The following is a 20,946-nucleotide window of genomic DNA, read 5'->3' on the forward strand; positions in this document are numbered from 1 at the left end:
AAATAATTTAGTTATCAGAAAAATACATCGCGTTCGCCCGCGTCTACTCTTTCGACCATTTTCAATGTTTTATTCTTAGTCGGCTCTTCGAGTTTTTCAATTTCATTGAGCAGAAATTCGAGAGCTACTTTTTTCGTTTCCTCAGACGCGTAGTCGAGTATATATTCTTTAAAAGTCGAAATTGCATTCGGCGAACAGAGTTTGCCTATATTGCCAGTTTTTGCAAGTTCCATAAACCGGTCGCCCGTACGAGAAGACCTGTAGCAGGCGGTGCAAAAACTCGGGAGATATCCCAATTGGCAGCAATCCCGAACGACTTCGTCTAATGAACGATGGTCGCCCAGTTGAAATTGCTCCATTTGATGTTCTTCCAGACTTTCCTGCGATTCTTTATATGCTCCGGGCGAAGTACGGCTTCCGGCGCTTATCTGCGACACTCCCAAATTGAATAATTCTCTTCTCAATTCGGGACGCTCCCTTGTCGATAAAATAATTCCCGTATACGGAACTGCCAAACGAATAACCGCCACAAGCTTTTTGAACGAAATGTCGTCGACAGCAAACGGTGGTTTTTCCGAAACGGGAGCATTCAAAGCGGGCTCCAACCTTGGCACCGAAATGGTATGCGGACCAATTCCGTACTTTTCATCAAGATAAAAAGCGTGGCTCAACATTGCGAGCGTTTCAAATTTATAATCCATTAAACCAAACAACGCTCCGATTCCTACGTCGTCAATTCCGGCTTGCAAAGCTCTTTCCATTGCATAAAGTCTCCAGGCAAAATCTCTCTTCGGTCCGTCGGGATGCATTTTCATATACGTTTCGTAATGATAAGTCTCCTGAAAACACTGATAAGTGCCTATGCCAAAACTCTTTAACGTTTTGAATTCATCCACTGTCAGAGGAGCCACATTAACGTTAATTCTTCTTATATTGCCGCCGTTAATGTGAACTTTGTACATCGTATCGATTGCTTTGCCCACAAAATCGAGTCCCGGTTTTTTCGGATGCTCTCCGGCAACCAACAATATTCTCTTATGCCCCTGCTTTACCAAAAACTCCGTTTCTTCTCTTATTTCGTCGAGAGTGAGCGTTTTTCTTTTCAATTCTTTGTTGTCCCTGCGGAAAGCGCAATAGAGACAATTATTTACGCAAATATTTGTAATGTAGAGCGGAGCAAAGAGAACCAGTCTGTTGCCGTAAATTTTCTCTTTTACCTCTTTAGCCGTATGGAACAGTTCTTCGAGTACTTCTTTATCCTCGATATTCAAAAGAGCGGCGCTTTCTTTGAGGCTCAATCCCTTGGCGTTTTTTGACTTTTCGATAATTTCACGCTGATAGGACCTGTCGTTTAATCCCTTATCTTCAATAAGAGATTGAATATATTCTTCGTTAATGAATTCCATACTGCCTCTTATAATTAGTGCAGGTGTAATTTAATTAAACAATAAGCATACCAGTACGGAAATCATTAAATAAATGAGGGTAAAAGGAGAGTTTTTCTTAAAAAAGAGAAATATAAAAGTCGTTATTCTATAATTGCGATAAAATCAGACAACGCCGCTTTCCGGTATTTCTATGAAACCTCTCGAACCGTTAACGATGCACTGCAAACCGAAAGGAATCGTTATATTATCTTTAATATGCCCGTGTTTGACGTTATAAATAACAGGAATTTTCATTTTTTCAAAATATTCGAGAATTACCTCATTTAAAGTAAACGAAGCTTTGCTGTTATCCGTTTCGTAACAATTTACAAACCGTCCCAAAATTACAGCCTGCGCGTTCTTAAAGAGTTTAGCCAAGCGTATATGATTGAACATTCTGTCGATTTTATACGGCGGTTCGTTTATTTCTTCGAAAATGAAAACCGGGGACTTAAATTGCGGTAAAAATTCGGTTCCGATAAGAGATGTGAAAATACTCAGATTTCCACCGATTAAATTTCCGACTCCGCGGCCTTTCCGGAGCACGAAGAATTTTTCTTCCGAAGGATTTTTCAGACGACCGATTTTTTTATTTGAAGTAATAGTACGCCAGAAAATCTCTTCGGTAAATTCGCTCACCTGCTCATGAAAATCGACCGCAAGCATCGGTCCCGCGAATGTAACGAGTCCGCACTTTTTCAAAAAAGCCAATTGCAGCGCATTAATATCGCTGTATCCGACGAAAATTTTCGGGTTTCTTTTCACCAGATTATAATTAATTTTATCGAGGAGTCGGGTTGATCCGTAGCCTCCCCGGATCGAAAATATAGCTTTTACATGCTTGTTTTCGAACATATAATGAAGGTCTTCGAGTCTTTGCTCGTCGGTGCCGGCTAAATATCCTTCCTGAAGACCGACATTTTTGCCGAGTTCCACACGGTAACCGATGCTCTCGAGATAACTGACGCCTTTATTGATTTTATTCAGGTCGTCGGGTGATGATGCAGGCGAGATTAATCCTATTACGTCTCCTGCATTTAATTTGGGGGGTTTAATCAACTTCATTAAGATTTATAGTTTTGTCAGAAGTTTTTTACAATATAAAAAAAGTTTAATCCAATGCAAAATAATTTTTTTGATTTATGCGGCTCTTGCTAAAGAGCCGCATTTGTTTTATTTCAATACCGGATAGTGGATTTTGACCGAATCAATATCCGTCCACGGCAATTCATCCAGAGTAAGCACTTTTTCGTCGTTGTAAATTTCAATAAATTGACGATTCGATTGAATACCGCCAAAAGGATCGCCCCAGAGCATAAACCAGACCCATCGAGGCTGATCTTCCAATATTTCACTTGAAGGCGCAGCTCCAACTTCTCCCAAAGCAATAGGTTTATCCTTTGCCAATTCGAGCAGTTCGTTATAATTCTCCAGATTAAATCCTTCCGAATAAACGTCTGTGGCAAGAATATCCACAACATCGTCGCCCGGATAATAATCGGCATAAGAACCGACGCCGGGCTTAACTTCGTTTGCATTGAAAACCCAGAGAAGATTATTAAGACCATGAAAATTCACCAACCTGTCGAAAAGCATCCGGTAAAGTTTTTTATAGCCGTCATCTCCTTTTTTTCCGCCCCACCAGAACCATCCTCCGTTCATTTCGTGATACGGTCTCCAGAGAACAGGCACGCCCGCATATTTCAGTTGTTTTAAGAACCATGCAATTACGTCAACCTGAGATTTCCATCTTTCGTTCAGTTCCGTGCCGTCAGTAATCAGGTCATTCCATTCGTCATCTGTAAGTTGACTCTGAATTGCCGAACTGAAGTCGACAGGTTCTTCCATATTCGGAGGCACGGCGTGCCACATTAATGTGATAATAAAACCTTCGTTGTAACGTTTTATAGCCTCGTCAACAATTTGCTGCCTGTAATTAATACCATCCCATGACCCCGGTTCGCTGAATCCGAAATCCTGTCCGAACAGAGCCGGATATTTACCTGTGGCTTTATGTACAGCCGGTAGTCTTAAAGAACCCAGCAATGGCACGGAATGCTGACCTGCCAAAGTATATTTCCCCGAAATCGAGTAAAAATAGTTAAGCAGTTCGACAGCTTCGGGCGAAGCGTTCGGGGTAACAGGCAAAACAATACTTGAGTCCTGCTGTGCTTTAATTGTTAGAGTAAGAAAAATCAATAAACATATTTTTTTTAACATAGTTACTCCGGTTTATTTAATTCTTGATATGCCGTTTCCATTAATATAAAGAATGCCTGACCTTCAGTGGCGGTGCCCGGATGATTAAAATCGGGAGACCCGCAAACTCCTTGAATCAAACCGTATTTATCAAATTTCGAATGGGCGGCTTTTCTCATCAATTCCGCCTTTTCGAGATATGAGCTGTCGAGCCAGCCTCCTTTTACCCCCTTGAATATCGAATACGAAAGCATTTGGGACAAATTAGTTTCTACAAACGAATTATAATCGTCGACTATATTATGAAATAAACCGTCGTCGCGCAAATGAATTAAACATCCGTCGAGTAAACTTCTTAATCTGTTTATTAATAATTGTTTTTCGCTTGCCATCGATTCGGGAAGTTTTGGAATAATTCTCGTAAAACCCGCCGCAGTCCAGCCGTTACCGACTCCCCAGAACTCTTTCCTTGCATATTGATTTTTTTCGAAATCCCACATATGGGACAACAGTTTTTTGTCGTCATTCCATAATACCCGCCAAACTCCGTTAATCTGTTTCATTGCTTCCCGGTATTTTTCCGCCGCAACTAAAAAAGGCGGCAGCATATAGTTAATATCGCTCCAAACCTGCGGAATATTCGTAAAATGATAAATAATCCCTTCTTTATTCCGGGGAGCATCATACAAAATATAATTCAAAAGTTTATTAAATCCGTCGTATAAATTCTTATCCCCGGTTTTCTTGGCAGCCCACAGCAGAGCTTCGCCGGGCGATGCAGCGTCGCTCAATGCGAATTCTTCTCCCAACATGGCGAGTCTTCCGTCCGGAGTTTGTCTTACGACCGCTTCTTTAGCCATAAGAATTACAAGTTCTTCCTCGCCGCGCTCCAATAAAGCCTGCATTGCAACGCCTTGCTCCCACGGGGCTCTCTGCATTGTAAGCATGGCAAGTATTGCTTTTTCCACCATTCCCACGCTTTTAGCAAATATTGTTTTTTCCTCCGGTTCGGAATTCAGAATTTTGCCGTCAATGATACCCGGGCCGACTAAACTAAGTGGAATTATGCTTAAGAACCGTTTTCTTTTCATATTTAATAGCATTTATGTTATTAAATGATATCCGTATTATATTTATATTGTATAGATTACATAAATTAGCTGATATTCATTATATCAAAAATATTTTTTAATTAATTCGAGCATTTCCCTGTCGAGTTTATGACCTTTATAGTTCTCATATTTCACGTCTTTTCTGCTGCTGTTCAATATGCCGAAATCGCCTTTTAGATTCCACATGGCATGTCCCCATCCTGCTTCTTTCCATAGCGAGAGAACATCTTCCATCCATCTGAGACAAACGTCATGAGGAGTTTTATTGTAGCACCCCCATTCTCCGACATGGACAAGCGAACCTTGCTCCACAAGAGGCATCCAAGAATCAATTAATTTCACTCTGAGCGCTTCTTTATCCCATAGTTTGCCGTTATCGGCTTTTAACGGCCAGGCGGGAGGATTAAAAGTTTCGAATTCGTCTTCAGGCACCCAGGTTGCCGTATAATGGCTAAGGCTCATCGGATCATAGCCGCGGGTACTTTGCATCGGCACGACGTCCGCCAATTCCATTACCGGGTATCTGCCGATTTCCCTTCCGTCGGCTACAATTAAGCGCGCCGAATCTTCTTCCTTTATTCCCGTTACAAGAGCTTTGACAATTTCCACATATCTCTTGACATTTGTATTTTTTGGCGGTTCGTTAATCAAATCGAAACTCAGTTGCGAATTCGGTATTCCGCTGTATCGCCTTGCAATATATTTCCAATGGAATACGGCTGCATCGAGCGCTTTTGCCATATTTTCAGGCGTATCGTCAAATAGATCGTACGGCTCCAAATTTCTGCCGTTAATACAATATCCGGGAATCCGATGTAAATTAAGGTTAATATGGATATTGTATCGCTTCCCGAATTCAATTAATTCATCTACATCTTTAAATACATCCTCGTCAATTTCGTACCAATTATCTTTCGACGCCCAATTCCAATACGACATTGGAATTCTGGCGAAGTTAAAGCCCCATTCCGCCATTATTTCAAAATCTTCTTCATTAAATTTTCTACGGGGACCCATACCGCTTGTTTTTTCGGTGAGATTAAAACCGATATAACGTGGAATATCGATTTTATTATTCTTAATATTCGACGCTAATACCGACGGCAGACCGCTGATAAGCGATCCAGCTCCAAGCATTCCTGTAATTTTTATAAATTCTCTACGGTCCATCGGGTATTCCTTTATTTTTGATTTAGAATTTTATCGGCTCCTAAAGATAAAAGGATATAATCCGCGGTTCCTCCTCCCAGAACATATTCGGTTTGCTGCCATAAATAAGGCCATACTTTAAGTTCCGGTAAATCCGGTCTAATGAGAGCCGTTCCGCTGCCGATACCTCCCGGAATGTAAGACCAGTCCGCGCGGTTAAATCCGTACGCCGTAGTCAGAGAATTTACGCCGATTCCAGAAACAAACGACGCGTTGTTCTTTCCCGGATGAACGCCCAAAATAAAATTTAAGGAATTGAGAAGAAAATCCGGTTTGAAAACGCCCGGGAAATAGAGATGCAGGAATAATTGAGAGACTCCGAAGGACTGAATTCCCCATCCTGCGCCCCAAATATACGGTTTATAAGGAACTCCAAACGGCGTTTCCCGCTGAAGTTTAGTCACATTATCATAGACATTTTTAACAGCTTTTTCGGCATTTATTTTAAAATCATTTCCAAGTTCATCTGCCAATCTTCCGATTACCGTAGTATGAGCGAATAAATTTTCGATCAGCTTATCCCGGTTATCGAAAAGTATCTTTTTATAATTTTCCTTTTTAGTCGAAAAATAGAGTTCGGCGGCGGCGTTTAATTTTTCCGCATTAATTCCCGAAGTATCACGTTCGAAAATTTCAGCGGAAATCCTTAAACATTTTTCGGCGAGAATCGGATTATAATTTTTCATTACCCGATACGCTGCCGCCAGGGCTTGCGCGGTTCCGAGCTCGTGTCTGTAATTGTTTTCGGTAAAGACCCATCTGTCGTCTTCGTTCGGAAGATTATCGGTCATATTAACGGGATCGCCCAATAATACATATTGTCTTAAATCGCGGCATATTATTCCTCTGTAAAGTCTGCCCATCGATTCGTAAGCTCCTGTTATCGAGAGTAATCCGTGTTCAATTTGCTGCAGAATATCGTTTTTGCCGTCGGGAACATGAATTTCTACAGTTTTACTCTTCTGATCGATTGTGGTGACGTCTATCTGGGGACGAAATAATTCGTACGCCAGAGACAATTTATATACGGTTTCCGACTGCGATTCAATTCTCAAGTCGAAATCGCCTGCGTCGTGCCATCCCCCCGCATTCAGTCCGGGCACGCGCATACCGGATTCGAATTTCGTCAGAGTCGATTCCCCCTGCAAATACCCGTCGAAATGATTGTGATTAACTGGAGCCATTACAGCATCGTCGAGATGGCATCTTCCGTGCCACACTCTGTAATTTTCGTTTACTCTCATATGGCACATTTGAGCCGGAAGAAAATATTCAACTGTAGGCTGCCAGATATATTCGGAATAAATCTCATTATCGATCAAAAAAATGTTTGAGACGGCTTCCTGTTTCTCGTCTTTATATACGAAACGGTAAAGTCCCTCGTCCCTGATGTTAGTGAAATCCCATGTGTAATAATTGTAGCGTAAAAACCTGCCCCAATAATCAGGCTGAATATTATTTTCGATAATAATCACAGAATCTTTTTCGATTCTTTGAAGTTGCAGTTTACCTCCTGCTTCATAATCTTTTGCCGTTTCAATTATAACCAGTTTATTTTGTCGAGGGTGATATCCCAACTGCGAAACTTTAATTACGGGTTTATAATCGCTTTCCGGATTAGCATTAGGAGTAATCACCCACTTGACAGCTTCATCGGGATTGGATGAATCGATAAGAGTTCGAAGAATAAACCAGCCGTTATTGTGCCTGATCCTTCCGTCGAATAATTCTATATTTTTCGTCAAGCTTTCAATTGTAATCCTGTTCGGCATTCCCGGTTCCAGAACAAATTCACTGCATTTTACAAGAGGAGTGTCGATTGAAGATGATTTCAATATCGGGTCTCTCGGGAACAGTCCTGGCTTTCCATCCGCTATATAATGTTTTCCGAAGAAGTAACCCGGAAAAAGTTCCAGATTAAAACCGACTTTATCCGCCCACCCGGAAGGCAACGGCTCGTCAATCATAACCGTCACGAGTATGGATGCTCCGTTGTTGATCGGTTCAGTTTTGATCTTATATTTAAGATTAAGGTCGGGATAAACAATCGGATTGAATCCTTTACGATTTTTCGATGAATCCGGGAACCAGAGTTCAACGCTGATTAATTGTTTTTCTTTATCTACTATTTTCTTCCCCATTTTAGGAACGGGCGACCATTGTCCCGGGGTCGGTTCCAATCTTAAATCTCCGTTAGCCGCAATCCTATCGTCGTTTCTTATAATTGTTATTCCTCCCTGATGCCCTTCGGGATAGAAATCGTCGAAAACCGTAAGATTGAATCCGGGAGCTTCGTAATAATTTTCCGAATTAAGGTATATTTTCGACGAATCCGGTCTAATTATCTCTGTTTTAGCTGACAGGCGGGCAATCAATAGAAAAAAGAAAAAAAGAAAGAGTTTACTCGAATGCATAGAGACTCATGTTTTAATGAAAAACAAACTTTTAGAAATATTTTATAATTATAATCCCCCGCAAAAAAATTTTCAACCCGAAAAAAGAGACAGCCGGTTTGCGCCGGCTGTCCCGATATAACAATATGAAGTCAAAAATTACTTAAGCAGAATCATCTTTTTGAACGTTTTGAAGCTTCCTGCTTCGATACCGTAGAAATAAATTCCCGAAGCAAGATTCGATGCGTTAAAATGAACTATGTGCTGTCCCGCAGTCATAGGACCGTTAACAAGGGTAGCTACTCTTTGTCCAAGAATGTTATAGACGGTCAATTTAACTACTTCCGGTTTTGCTAAAGTAAATTTGATTGAAGTAGTCGGATTAAACGGATTCGGGAAGTTTTGTTCGAGAGCGTAACCGTTTGGAATCTCGTTATCATTTACGCCAGTTCCAATTTCTTTAAGTAAATTAATATAATCGATATTAACATTTGATCCGCTTAACATAATTGTATGAGTTCCTTGAGTTAAACTAAAACCATCTGTAATAACATCAGCGCCAGTCGAATCATCTTTACTAGGTAATAATACAGTGTTAATTACCTGTCCATCAATGCTTAATTGAATAGATTGATTTCCCATATAATTTTGATAGAAGATTCTTAATCTATAGATTCCGTCTTCAGGAGCAGAAAGATTCAGGGCTACACTGCCATTTGTATTGAGAGCCACCGACTTAAATTGACTTGGGACAAAGGGAGCGCCTTCCGATTTTAATGTAACAATATCGAACTTAGCGTCGGGCGCTCTTAATTCAACCACGGGAGTTGTAGAACCGGCAGGAATAACATCAATCCCTGCAAATAGCTGGTAACCCCACGAGGATTCAATTCTAATAGTATTTTTTCCAGCCGGAAGAGTTAAAGCCCCGGCTTCAAGTATTTCTTCCTGTTTAATCAATGTCCATACCCATTCGTTCGGGTCAAATTTACCGTACCAGATATTCTCAGAATGCTCAGTTGGACTCCAGATATATTCGCCCCAATTCATCGGGTCGTGAATAGAGACTCCATTGACTATTATACGTTGTCCTCTAGTGCTATTTCCATTTAAATTCGTCCATATATTTAAGTCGTACTGACCAGCTTCTGCCAATTCGAATTCCCACTCAATGTATCCTCCGCCCTGCATGTCGAAGTATGTAAATCCTTCAAACGGCAAAACTGCGGCATCGCCGCTTAAAGTACCATCCTCCGCTTCAACAGATTCAACTACTTCAAGTTCTACGGCAGAAACCAGATTTTCGATTTCGGATACATACTGATCATAATTTGCTAAGAATTGCTCCTTTTTCTCAGGGAACCAGTTAAGGTCGCCAAGTGGAAGTCCGTCGGTTCCAGCAGTTAACAAATCTGCATTTGAATAGGAAAAATCTTCGGGCAAAGGCCAAATATTACATTGATAACAATTTTCATCTCTACCGGGGTCCCAGTAATATAGAGTGCTTCTGCTGACGGTAAGTGAACCTTCGTCTGCAAAGAGAGAATCCATAGTAGCTGTCATTTTGTCAAAAATATCGTCGGTTGGATAAACAGTTAATTGAGGATTAGCTTCTATATTACCTTGCATAAGCATATTATCCCACGCATTGAACCATCCCTTAGTAGTATCATTTACTAGCGGTTGTGGACGTATTGGTTGTGTTCTTACCGGAGTAGTGGAATTTTCATACCATTGGTCAAATTTTGGGTCTCTCCAATAACCGTTATTAACTAAGACAATTTTCCTTTCCAGGTTCGTTCCAAATTTTGCTGGTAATTCCGCAATGCTGAAAAATCCAGTGTGAGGATCCTCGCGGTCAGGATCGGTATATTGTTCATAACTTTCGCCTGCCCAAAAGTAATTTACGAATAAGTTGTTTGTTACATATATAGTTTTCCAAATAGAGCCGGCAGAGAAAGAGCGACCGATATTAACAAATGTATTATGGTTAACTCTAAAATAATTTATTGGCACTGCCTCTGATTGGAATGGAGTGAAACCAATATTAAAAAACGTATTGTTTTCGAAAATAACCGTATCGGCTCCTACTTCGAACCTTATACCGAGTCCTTCCCATATTTGCGTAGGGCCAAAAAGATTTCTGAATTTACAATTTGTAATTATAAAATCATTATTAGGACCGTCGGGACCCAAATGATGCCAATCATTGCGGTCAAAAATAACATTGTCAAAAATATACTTTTTACCGTCTCCTAGTAATTTGATTGGTTCGTATGTAGCCAAATTACCTTGGTCGGTTTGCCCCATAATCCAAACATTTTTGACGGTCAAATCATCGTAACTTTCGAACATTGTTGCCGCAGGTTCGCTACCGTCTTCGCGAGCGACTCGTTGTATTATTGCGGGTCCATAATCAATCTCCCCTTCAGGAACATCAGCTTCAGTTTCACCAACTATTACTAGAGGAAATCCATCATTTTGAATTGGGTCTGTAATCCAGTAGAACCCTCCCCTTTGTAACTTATACACCCGGCCTGCAGGACGTAAAGTATCATTGGCGATAGTTTCTCTTAAGGAATTAATAATAACATCCCCATTTTGATCAGCCCACGGTACTACCAGGGTATCGCTTGATTGCGGTAGAATTTTAGAAGGCGAAATTATGTAAAGCAATAACGCCCACATAAAAAGTAATTTAATATTCTTCATATTTACCTCCACGATAAAGTTGTTATTAAAATGTGCTAACGCACTTATAATCTATATCTTAATCCTACATCCATTGTAAATCCGTAATACTCCGTATAAGACGGATTATTTACGGCAGAGCCCCTGAAACTGCGATCCGCTCTATTATTGATATTGTTAAAGTTGGCTATAGCTTCAAAATTCTTTGTTATTTTTTGGCGTATTGAAATATCAAATCGACCATATTCTCCCGAATAAGTGTCCAATAAAGAAATAGTAGGATGTATGTAGGTGCTTATATCTGTTTGGAATAGATAAGAAAATCTAATAGAGAAATCTTTATAGTCGTAACCAATCATGAAATTAAGAATATGTTGCGGCTGGTCCGGCATACGTCCTGTTCTCAAAGAATCTTTAAGAACCATTCTGTATACAGGCGGTCTATCTTTTATTTTTTCTCCCTTCGTAAGAACGTAACCCTGGTATGTTGTATTCGATTCAATATATGTGTAATTAATGTTCATAACCAAGCCTTTAAAAACAGATGGGAGATACCAAAAATTTGTTTGCCATTCTAATTCTATACCTTTATATGTTGCTTTATAAGGGTTATTGATATACGTATAGATAGTTGGAGATTGTCCGCTATACCAGGAAGCCGGCACATTCGTGCCAGGTAATAGAGGTACGTCTGGATGAAGTTTGTAATTAATTGGAATAATCAGATCATGAATTGTTTTATAGAAGGGAGATATTGTAAATAAACCCACATAATTTTCATAAACTGCAACTGATAAATCATAATTTATTGAACGTGCAGGTTTTAATAACGCATTATTAGCTCTAACAGTAGAATTGAAACCATCTATTGAAGTAATCGGAGCATATTGTATGTAATCGGGTCTTGTTATAGTCTCGGTTCTAGCCAAACGAATTTGCAACCAGTCATACGGTTTATATTTCAAATGAACCATAGGCAACCAAAACGTATTTGTACGGACATTAGTCAATTCTTCAAAATCGGTAGGTGGTCTATCTTCCCACGCAGAAATTATTTCTCTAAATCTTTGTCCATTATATTTAGTATATTCGTTTTCCCATCGAACTCCAGGGATAAGCGTTATATATTTACCGATATTTATTTCAGCCATAATATATGCAGCTTGATAATGCTCAATACCGTCATAATCCTGTCCTAAAGAACCGATAGAATTTGTTCTGTAAGCGGCGTCGGTTCCGTATAGTTCCAATGTTTTTTGAAGCGCTCTTGTTAATTCGATCATCTTGGCTTCGCTGAATGTATACCCTAAATCATATTCTCCATTTAAAAAGTTATCTCTTGTATAGTTATCTTTTACAAAAGTTATCGGCAAATAGCCTTCCGTTCCAACGAGTTCTTCAAGGTTCCACTCAGGTAATATCTCTGCCAACTGTTCGAATGGTTCGCTTAAATTATTTGCACCGCTGCCATACTCAAGACCAGCGCGACCGTTTTGAGTTATATCATTCATACGGTCGAGCCATTTAAATTTTGCTCCCGTTTTAATATAGCCAGTAAAATTCTTGCTGAAATTAAATGGAATTTCGACATTGAACTGCGTAGAAGTTATATTTTCGTCACGATTAATCTTGTCAACCCATATGTACTGAAGCCGCGTAGAGGCGGTATCAATATTGATAATGTCAGGTATTTCACTTGGATGAGTATTCTGGTTAATCGATTGAGTAAGGACATTACCCTCTTGAGCAAAACGCCATCTAAAATCTTCAGGATTTTCAGTTTTTGTATAGGATCTTGCAATACTTAAATCATATCTAATCCATGAAAGATCTTGCTCCATTGAAATTGCGCCAGTGAAAATTGAAGTAGTGCTATTATGTCGTTCCATATCGTAATAGTGTCGCTGGTCTGGAATACTTGTATTGTCGATACGATATAATGCATCTGATTTTAATTGGTTATAAAATGAATTTGCAGTTACTTTTCCATAAGGTATTCTATAATCAAGAACAATACTACCTCCGCTTCTTTTTCTTATCACCGATTCTTCTCTTAAACCTAAATTTGAAATTAGAATGATTTGATCCCCTGTTTTAGCGTCGGTCGATAGTTGATAATCCGCCGAAAATTTATCGGCGCTTCTATCATAATTATCAGCATTAAAGTTTAAGATTATACCTAAATTGTCATCCATAAAACGATTACTAATGCTTCCATTTAAGTTATAATTACCATAATATGACTGCATTTTATTATATCCACCTTGCGCCATAAAATTAGCGCTCCATCCTTTAGGCGCTTCCTTTAATTTCAGGTCTACAGAACCGCCAAAAGCATCAGCGTCCATGTCGGGCGTTAATGCTTTTTTCAATTCTATACCATCCAACATATTAGAAGATATTAATGACAAATCCACGCTTCTATCATCCGAACCTGTGGCAGGCACCCTTATTCCATTTACAGTAACTGTATTATACTTTGGTGAGAGTCCGCGTATCGCAACTTTAGTAGCTTCGCCGCCGTACCGCTGGATTGAGACACCGGGCAAACGCCCTATCGATTCCGCTGCATTGACGTCGGGTAGTTCTTTTATTCTTGCGCCAGACACTACGTTGGCAATTGTATTTGATGACAATTGCTGATTAATTGCCTGCACCTGCCCTTCGACTTGAGCTGTTATAACAACTGTTTCGCCTTCAATTGTAATAAATTCCAGATAAAAATCCTGTTGAACAGTTTTGTTATCAATAATTTCAATTTCAGTGGTTACCTGACGATAACCGATATAGGAAACCACAATAGTATGTTTGCCTGCAGGAATTCCGACAATGCTGTATCTGCCTTCTAGATCTGTGGCCGATCCCAGACTTGTTCCCTGCACAATAACATTTGCGCCTATTAGGGGTTCGTTAGTTGCTTTGTCGAAAACTCTGCCTCTCAAACCGCCGGCAGCAAATAAAATTTCATTAAAACCGAAAATAATTAGAATAAAAATTATTAGTTTACTGCAGAAATTATAAAAAGTAGAAGTTTTCATTCTGCCTCCTCTTAATGAGCATTTCAACGATATTTAACATTGTAATATCAAGATTTATATTTCCTTTTTATTAGATATATTAATTGGCTGTAGTTTATCGCCCCCCCCGGCTAATATAAACCGCCCTATTAAAATTCTGTTCATGTATATTATTTACCAATTATAATGCCATTGAAAATGAGCCGATTTATTAGTAAAAAGTTCGAAAACACAACAGCGCAATTATCAATTCAATAAAATTTTATAAAAATAATAAAAGCTAAAAACGTATCATGTAATTTTTCTACTTTTTCAGCGTTTTTAAACAGTTAATAAGCGCCCTGGTCGTATGATAATTAGCCTTCCATATTGATGCTTTCGGAAAATATTCCATGTTTTCGGCTGTGTCGCTGCCCCAGAAAAACCATCCGCCGTATTTCGAATCAATCAGATAATTACGGATGTAATTCAGCTGCTTTTCAAAATAAGAGTAATATTTTATTTTATCAACGGGGAAAAAGCTAGCCATTAAAAGCGCGGAATTGAGCGCTTCGGCCTGAGCCCACCACTCTTTGGTCTTTCGAATAATTGTTATTTTGTTTTTGCCTTTGAAGTAGTAACCCCTGTCGTAAATTCCGCCTTTATCGGAATCCCATCCGTTGGTCAGCGTGTGATCGGTCAGTTTTTTTGCTATCCTAAGCGTAGCTTCGCTGTCGTTCAATTCAAGTATTTCGGAAGCCTCCAGCAATAAATAAGCAATTTCGATGTCGTGACCGAAAGATACATGGTCGAATTCATAATTCCGGGCTCTTACTTCGTCGCTTGAATCCCGATAAGACACAGGCCGGAAATCCCGCGTAAAGAAGAGGCGCATATAACCATCGGGCGAAACTATTTTATCCCTGATGAGATAAAAAATCGATTCCAGGCGTTCTTTGAGGCGCTCGTTTTTCCATACTTTATATAACTCTGTAAAGGCTTCCAGCAAATGGATTGAACTGTTCTGGTCTTTAGGCGGCGTATGATAATATCCTTCCTTGAACGGAGAGCCGTCGCGTTCCATAAATTGAAAATAGCCGCCGTATTTTTCGTCGTAACTGTGTCGATCGAGCCATTCGAATGTTTTTATTGCTAATTTCAGCGCGCTCGAATCGCCTGCTGCCCGGAAATAAGCCGACAATCCGTAAATGGCGAAAGCATTTCCGTATGCTTTTTTAATAATTTTTCCGTTCTCTTTTACCGGCTTGCCTTTACGATCCACAAGGTCGTAAAAACCGCCGTATTTATCGTCCCACATAACGCGCGAAAGAAAATCGACGCCGTTTTTTGCATATTTCAGATACTCCCTGTACTCAGGAAAATTTAAAGCGGCGTTCGATATCGACCAGATGTGGCGGGCTTGCGTGACAATCATCTTGTTCTGAGCGCCTTCCAGTTCCCATTTATAATTGATGTCGCTGTAATATCCTCCGTAAACTGTATCGACGCAAAGCGGATACCAGAGAGAGATTTCTTGCTCCAGGAGTTCGTTCAGTTTTTCAATATAATCTTCTTTATTGCTATGAATGCCGCCCGCATAAATCACGAAAGCGTTAAATAATATTAGAACAATAAACTTTTTCATTTGCAAATCTTCTTTTTTATTTAACGGTTTTGTCGAGTTCCATATTTAAACTTTCGTATAAATCTTTTCTGCCCGCTTTGTCTTTTTCAAGAATTTCCCTGGCGTATTTCGCAACTTCTTCGGCCACATAACGAGGAACGACCACCACGCCGTCTCCGTCGGCAACAATTACGTCGCCCGGACATACTAAGACGCCTCCGATAACAACGGGACGGTTAACCGATTCAATTTCGTTTCTGCCTGGGCGAATGCCTCTTCCTTTTTTTCTCAAATAGAGCGGCACTCCTTCGATTTCAATTTCGTCGGTGTCTCTGGATGCGGCGTCGGTCACAACTCCAACGGCTCCGAGTTTTTTCCATGCCAGAATATTATACGAACCGATTGTACCGATATCTTTGTCTTCAACGTCGTCGATTACGATTGCGGTTCCGGGACGAATTAATTTGGAAAATTCCTCGTGCGAGTATTTTGAATAGAAATTGCCTTCCCAGTCCTGAAATTTTTCGCCTGGCGCCGGACGGTCGGGTTTTTGTGTCGGAACGTATCTGACCGTTACGGCTATTCCGCGAAATTGATGAGTCAAATTAACCGGATCCTTCCAGCATGCTTGAATCGACGGATCGACGAGCCCGGTATTTGGCAGTCCGACCATATCGAGTCCATCCGAAACGTCTGCGACACGCAATCCTTCGTAGAGCTTTAATATTCTTGCATCTTCTTCAGCAGTATAAACTTTAGTCTGAATGTAATTGTAACCCTTTTGCAATTGTTCTTTTGTTACTTCCTGCGCAAGAAGCGTTACGGAAAAAATGACTGACATACTCAAAAAGTAAAATAATTTTTTCATCGATAACTCCGATTTATTTAACGTTCTATTGAACAGACGAATTTTAATTTTATCTTCGCCAAAAGAATCCAGACCGTTTTTAACTCTCATTGCCTTTATAATAATGCTCTTCTATAACATCAAACAATGAACCGACAAACCCCAAACCCCTAATCCCTAATCCCTTTTCCCTAATCCCTAATCCCTATTTTAAGATACTCCCCGATAATTCTGTCGATCATATCGTTGGTTTCTTTTTTTACGACCATTCTTTCGGGTTTTTCTTCGAACCATTTTAATGTTCTTTTAATCCCCTCCTGAAAAGGAATGACAGCCCGGTAATACGGTACGAATGATTTTATTTTCGAGTTATCGAAAATTGCCGTCCAGGTTTTATCGCCCAACAAACTTCCTTCCAATGAAGGCTCGCATTTAACAATAAAATCCGAAGGGATATGGATGATATTTGCTTCCGTCCCGACCGCGTCGGCTATATAATAATGAATTTGATCCCACGAGAGAGCTTCGTCGGAAGTAATGTGAAAAGCGTGCCCGATCGATTTAAGATTTCCGATTAAACCCGTAAAAGCAACGGCAAAGTCGTCCGAGTGAGTTAAAGTCCAGAGCGAAGAACCGTCGCCATGAACGATAATCGGAAGCCCTTTTTTGATTCTGTCGACGATCGTATATTCCGTCCATCCGCCAATCGGCACCGGGATAACGTTAGAGTACGTATGAGAAGGTCTTATAATTACAGCGGGAAAATTTTTGTCGCGGTAAGCGTTGTTCAATAAGTCTTCGCAAGCAATTTTATTTCGAGAGTAATCCCAGTACGGATTGCGCAAAGGAGTCGATTCGGTAATTATCTGATTCACAGGGGGTTTCTGGTATGCAGACGCCGAACTTATAAAAATATACTGTTTTGTTTTTCCTTCGAACAGTTCGATATCCCTTTCAACGTCTTTCGGGTCGAAAGCAATCCAATTAACTACCGAATCCCAATTATGCCCTTTAAGCAATTCCTTCATACTGCCGATATCGTTGATATCGAATTTGATATGTTTAGCCCCTTCGATCTTGACTTTGTTTTGTCCCCTGTTCAGCAGATAGAGTTCATAACCTTTTTGAATACAGAGTCTGCTTACGCTGGAGCTGATATTTCCTGTTCCGCCAATAAAAAGAATCTTCATTATTATGCCTCTTGTTTCGTTATTCCGTTCAAAGATAACGAGTAAAAATTGAAAACACTATTATTTTTTTTGATTATGTCGATCCTGCTTTTCACGCAGATTAAAATGCAGTTTCGGCGCGCATTCAGAATTTTCCGAAGAATAAAAAGACGCTACAACAGCCCCGAGCGGCTTGACGGCGATACCTTTCGTTTTTCCGTCGATCAATCTCTGCATTACCGGTCGAGAAATAACAAAATAATTTTTTTCGCCTTTACCTTCTTTAACTTCGTAGTCGATAATCATCTGAGTGTTAATCGCGCGGTCGATACTTTTACCTTCGAGAAAGTTATCGAGGGTTACGGTTTCGTCTTTCCAATCGGAAGCACCTCCCAAAATTTCCGAAATACGAACCATACCGAAATCCTTTTTGTAATCGGGCGAATTCTGGAGCGAATATGTAGTCAATTCGAGAAGCGCGGGACCGTCTGCAATTTTATTTTTGAATTTTTGCAAATCCCATTTAAGGATGATAAACTGACTTCCGCTAACAGTAAGCAGATTTACAAAATTTCCTTTTTCGTCTGCGCTTCCCCAGCGGTTGAAATTATAATCGGTATAAGTCAAATCAATTACTGCATCTTCCGAAACCGCCAAATGATATTCGAATTCCGAAATATCCGGAACGGGTGGATGATACGGAATCGGCTCGCCGATGTCTTCCCCCGCCTCGTTAATATTCACGACGTCAACTTTTATATAATCGATATCGACGCTGTACTTGTCCGGACCCCAATCCATCATTGCCATCTGCACGTAAACAGTATCCCCCGGACGAGCGTCGAAATTCTTTGTGGTCATGCTAATCGTATGCCAGCCGGATGTGTCGGGAATGTCGTACTCCATTAAGTGCGTGTGAAAGTCGGTTGTGCGTTGAGTATTGAAATGCAAATTTACTCTTTTGGGCGCGCTGCTCGCTCTTATTCTCGCTTCGACTCTTAGTTCACAGTTTTCTTTTTCGAGTAAAGATAAATCAAGTTCCTGAGACACAGCGCGCCTTATCAACGCCCACCAGATGCCTCTTTTATCTTTTGTAGCGTCTACATATAAAGTAGCGTATCCGTCTCTTTGCTTAAAATCGATATCGACAATTCCGTCGCCCGCAAAATATGTCCATCCATTTAATCCGGCAGGATCGTATTGAAGCCCGTCATTTTCGAAATTATCAATAAATTGCGCTTTCATGCAAACTAAATTCAACATAAAAATTATAATTAGAAATTTGTTCTTCATAATATTTGACACTATTATTTTGCAATAGCCTGAAATTATGTTTTTGATAAAAATTTATTTTTTTAATAATGCACGTCTGCCGCATAAATCCGCTCTATTATAAGAATAGGCAACTTATAACGATTTTAATTACAAATTAAGAATCAATATATATGCCAGAAGATACGATTCGCGGGAAAACTTATTTTAAGATATTAGCAAGATTACAAGATTACAAGATTACAAGATTAGCAAGATTACCAAATTACCAAGATTGCAAGATTGGCAAATTGGCAAATTCTTTTTTAGTCGTTAATTCTGGCGCGGGCGTGTTTTGAAGCGTTGAAGTTCGCAGCGCTGAAGTTCTACGTCCCTCGGAGAAAACTCATAAAATAAATTGGTCATTGCCTGTCAACTAATAAAAACTCCTAACCACTATTCCCTAATCCCTGATCCCTAATCCCTAATCCCCACCAACAAACATCGAACTCCATAACGAAGAACATTGAACTCCAAAATGAAGAACATAGAACCGTAAGTTCTCAACTATCTTCTTCGGGTTTGTTCTTTTCCAGTTTTTGCAATTTCTTTTTGTGAGAAATTATTTTTGCCTCCACATAAAAAACCAAATCTTCGGCAATATTAGTAGCGTGGTCTGCGAGGCGTTCGATATGTTTGGTCATAACGATCAGATGAGAGCATGGCTCGATCAGTTCCGGTTGGGCTTGCATTTTAGACACGAGGAATTTGAACGCCTGTTTATTGTATTTATCCACAATCTCGTCTTCTTTCATTACTGTTTCTGCCAGTTGACTGTCGTTATAGATAAAAGAATTGATTGCTTCTTTTAACATTTTACGGGCTTGTTTGCCCATCTCATTAATTTGAGCTTCTACGATTAACGGATAGTTATCGGCTGTTTTCTTGACACGTTTGGCTATGTTAACGGCAATGTCGCCGCATCGTTCGAGTTGATTGTTAATCATCATAGCCGAGATAATAAATCGGAGGTCGCCTGCAAAAGGCTGAAACAGCGCGAGTATATTTTCGCACTGAGCCTGGATTAAATTGTCATAGGCATCCACTTCGATATCCCGTGCCTTTACGCCCTTGCACAATTCGACTTTGCCGGTTTCGAGCGCTTCGATTACCCTTTCGACCTGTTCGTCAACAATCGAAGCCATTTTAATAAGGTTGTTTTTCAAACTATCTATTTCGGCGTTAAAATGTTCCTGCATAATCACTCCGTTTTATTAACCGAATCTACCGCTTATATAAGCTTCCGTTTTTTCATTTTCGGGAGCGGTAAATAATTTTTTTGTATCGTCAAATTCAATCAGTTCGCCCATATAGAAAAAAGCGGTTTCGTCGCTCACCCGGGCTGCCTGTTGCATGTTGTGCGTAACAATAACAATTGTATAATTTTTTTTCAACTCAAAAATCAGGTCTTCGATTTTAGTCGTGGAAATGGGATCAAGAGCGCTTGCAGGTTCGTCCATTAAAATTATCTCGGGTTCGACTGCAAGGGCGCGCGCGATGCAAAGCCTTTGCTGTTGACCGCCGCTGAGCGATAGTCCGCTCTTTTTCAAATCGTCTTTCACTTCTTCCCAGAGAGCCGCTTTTTTGAGACTGTTTTCCACAATCTCTTCGAGACGTTTTTTATCTCGTATGCCGTTTATTCTGGGACCGTAAGCCACGTTGTCGAATATCGACATCGGGAAGGGATTCGATTTCTGAAAAATCATTCCCACATTTTTTCTAAGCTCTACAATGTCCACCCTGTCCTTATAAATGTTCTTTCCGTTGATAATAACGTCGCCTTTGATTTTCACTCCGTCGATCAAATCGTTCATTCTGTTCAGACATCTTAAGAAAGTCGATTTGCCGCAGCCCGAAGGACCGATTAACGCCGTGACTTTTTTTTCTTTAATATTCATCGAAATTTCTTTTAAAGCCTGCGCTTTGCCGTAAAAAAGGTTCAGATTTTTTACTTCGATAATATTCATA

The 20,946-nt window shown here is 40.0% G+C and carries 14 protein-coding genes; all 14 read right to left on the reverse strand.

The genetic code is table 11. The features are described 5' to 3' along the window. Positions 1-14: 14 nt before the first annotated feature. Positions 15-1,406, reverse strand: a complete 1,392-nt coding sequence (hydG, locus tag ACSSWA_RS12035; protein WP_437356822.1) for a [FeFe] hydrogenase H-cluster radical SAM maturase HydG — start codon at positions 1,404-1,406, stop codon at positions 15-17. Positions 1,407-1,550: 144 nt separating this feature from the next. After that, entirely contained in the window at positions 1,551-2,492 is a 942-nt protein-coding gene (locus ACSSWA_RS12040; protein ID WP_437356823.1) for a S66 peptidase family protein, read from the reverse strand. A 108-nt stretch (positions 2,493-2,600) separates the two neighbouring features. After that, the gene (locus ACSSWA_RS12045; RefSeq protein WP_437356824.1) at positions 2,601-3,647 is read right to left on the reverse strand and encodes a glycoside hydrolase family 26 protein; all 1,047 of its coding nucleotides are present in this window, start codon (positions 3,645-3,647) and stop codon (positions 2,601-2,603) included. Positions 3,648-3,649: 2 nt separating this feature from the next. Further along, positions 3,650-4,717 carry a glycoside hydrolase family 88 protein gene (locus tag ACSSWA_RS12050; RefSeq protein ID WP_437356825.1) on the reverse strand — a complete coding sequence of 356 codons (1,068 nt, stop codon included), beginning with the start codon at positions 4,715-4,717 and terminating at the stop codon, positions 3,650-3,652. Between the two features lie 84 nt (positions 4,718-4,801). After that, positions 4,802-5,908 (reverse strand): glycoside hydrolase family 5 protein, encoded by a 1,107-nt coding sequence (locus ACSSWA_RS12055; RefSeq protein ID WP_437356826.1) that lies wholly within the window; start codon positions 5,906-5,908, stop codon positions 4,802-4,804. Positions 5,909-5,919: 11 nt separating this feature from the next. Continuing rightward, the gene (locus tag ACSSWA_RS12060; protein ID WP_437356827.1) at positions 5,920-8,361 is read right to left on the reverse strand and encodes a glycoside hydrolase family 9 protein; all 2,442 of its coding nucleotides are present in this window, start codon (positions 8,359-8,361) and stop codon (positions 5,920-5,922) included. A 138-nt stretch (positions 8,362-8,499) separates the two neighbouring features. Beyond that, the gene (locus ACSSWA_RS12065; protein ID WP_437356828.1) at positions 8,500-11,052 is read right to left on the reverse strand and encodes a T9SS type A sorting domain-containing protein; all 2,553 of its coding nucleotides are present in this window, start codon (positions 11,050-11,052) and stop codon (positions 8,500-8,502) included. 44 nt (positions 11,053-11,096) lie between these two features. Next, positions 11,097-14,069 carry a TonB-dependent receptor gene (locus ACSSWA_RS12070; protein ID WP_437356829.1) on the reverse strand — a complete coding sequence of 991 codons (2,973 nt, stop codon included), beginning with the start codon at positions 14,067-14,069 and terminating at the stop codon, positions 11,097-11,099. 283 nt (positions 14,070-14,352) lie between these two features. Further along, the gene (locus tag ACSSWA_RS12075; RefSeq protein WP_437356830.1) at positions 14,353-15,672 is read right to left on the reverse strand and encodes an AGE family epimerase/isomerase; all 1,320 of its coding nucleotides are present in this window, start codon (positions 15,670-15,672) and stop codon (positions 14,353-14,355) included. A gap of 16 nt (positions 15,673-15,688) precedes the next feature. After that, positions 15,689-16,519, reverse strand: coding sequence for an RraA family protein (locus ACSSWA_RS12080; RefSeq protein ID WP_437356831.1), 831 nt, complete (start codon positions 16,517-16,519; stop codon positions 15,689-15,691). Between the two features lie 170 nt (positions 16,520-16,689). After that, entirely contained in the window at positions 16,690-17,688 is a 999-nt protein-coding gene (locus tag ACSSWA_RS12085) for an SDR family oxidoreductase (protein ID WP_437356832.1), read from the reverse strand. A gap of 60 nt (positions 17,689-17,748) precedes the next feature. Continuing rightward, entirely contained in the window at positions 17,749-18,960 is a 1,212-nt protein-coding gene (locus ACSSWA_RS12090; RefSeq protein WP_437356833.1) for a hypothetical protein, read from the reverse strand. Positions 18,961-19,481: 521 nt separating this feature from the next. Then, positions 19,482-20,177 (reverse strand): phosphate signaling complex protein PhoU, encoded by a 696-nt coding sequence (gene phoU / locus ACSSWA_RS12095; protein ID WP_437356834.1) that lies wholly within the window; start codon positions 20,175-20,177, stop codon positions 19,482-19,484. 15 nt (positions 20,178-20,192) lie between these two features. After that, entirely contained in the window at positions 20,193-20,945 is a 753-nt protein-coding gene (gene pstB / locus ACSSWA_RS12100; protein ID WP_437356835.1) for a phosphate ABC transporter ATP-binding protein PstB, read from the reverse strand. Between the last annotated feature and the right edge of the window lies 1 nt (position 20,946).

Source organism: Melioribacter sp. Ez-97 (genome assembly GCF_051488665.1).
Lineage (GTDB): Bacteria > Bacteroidota > Ignavibacteria > Ignavibacteriales > Melioribacteraceae > Melioribacter.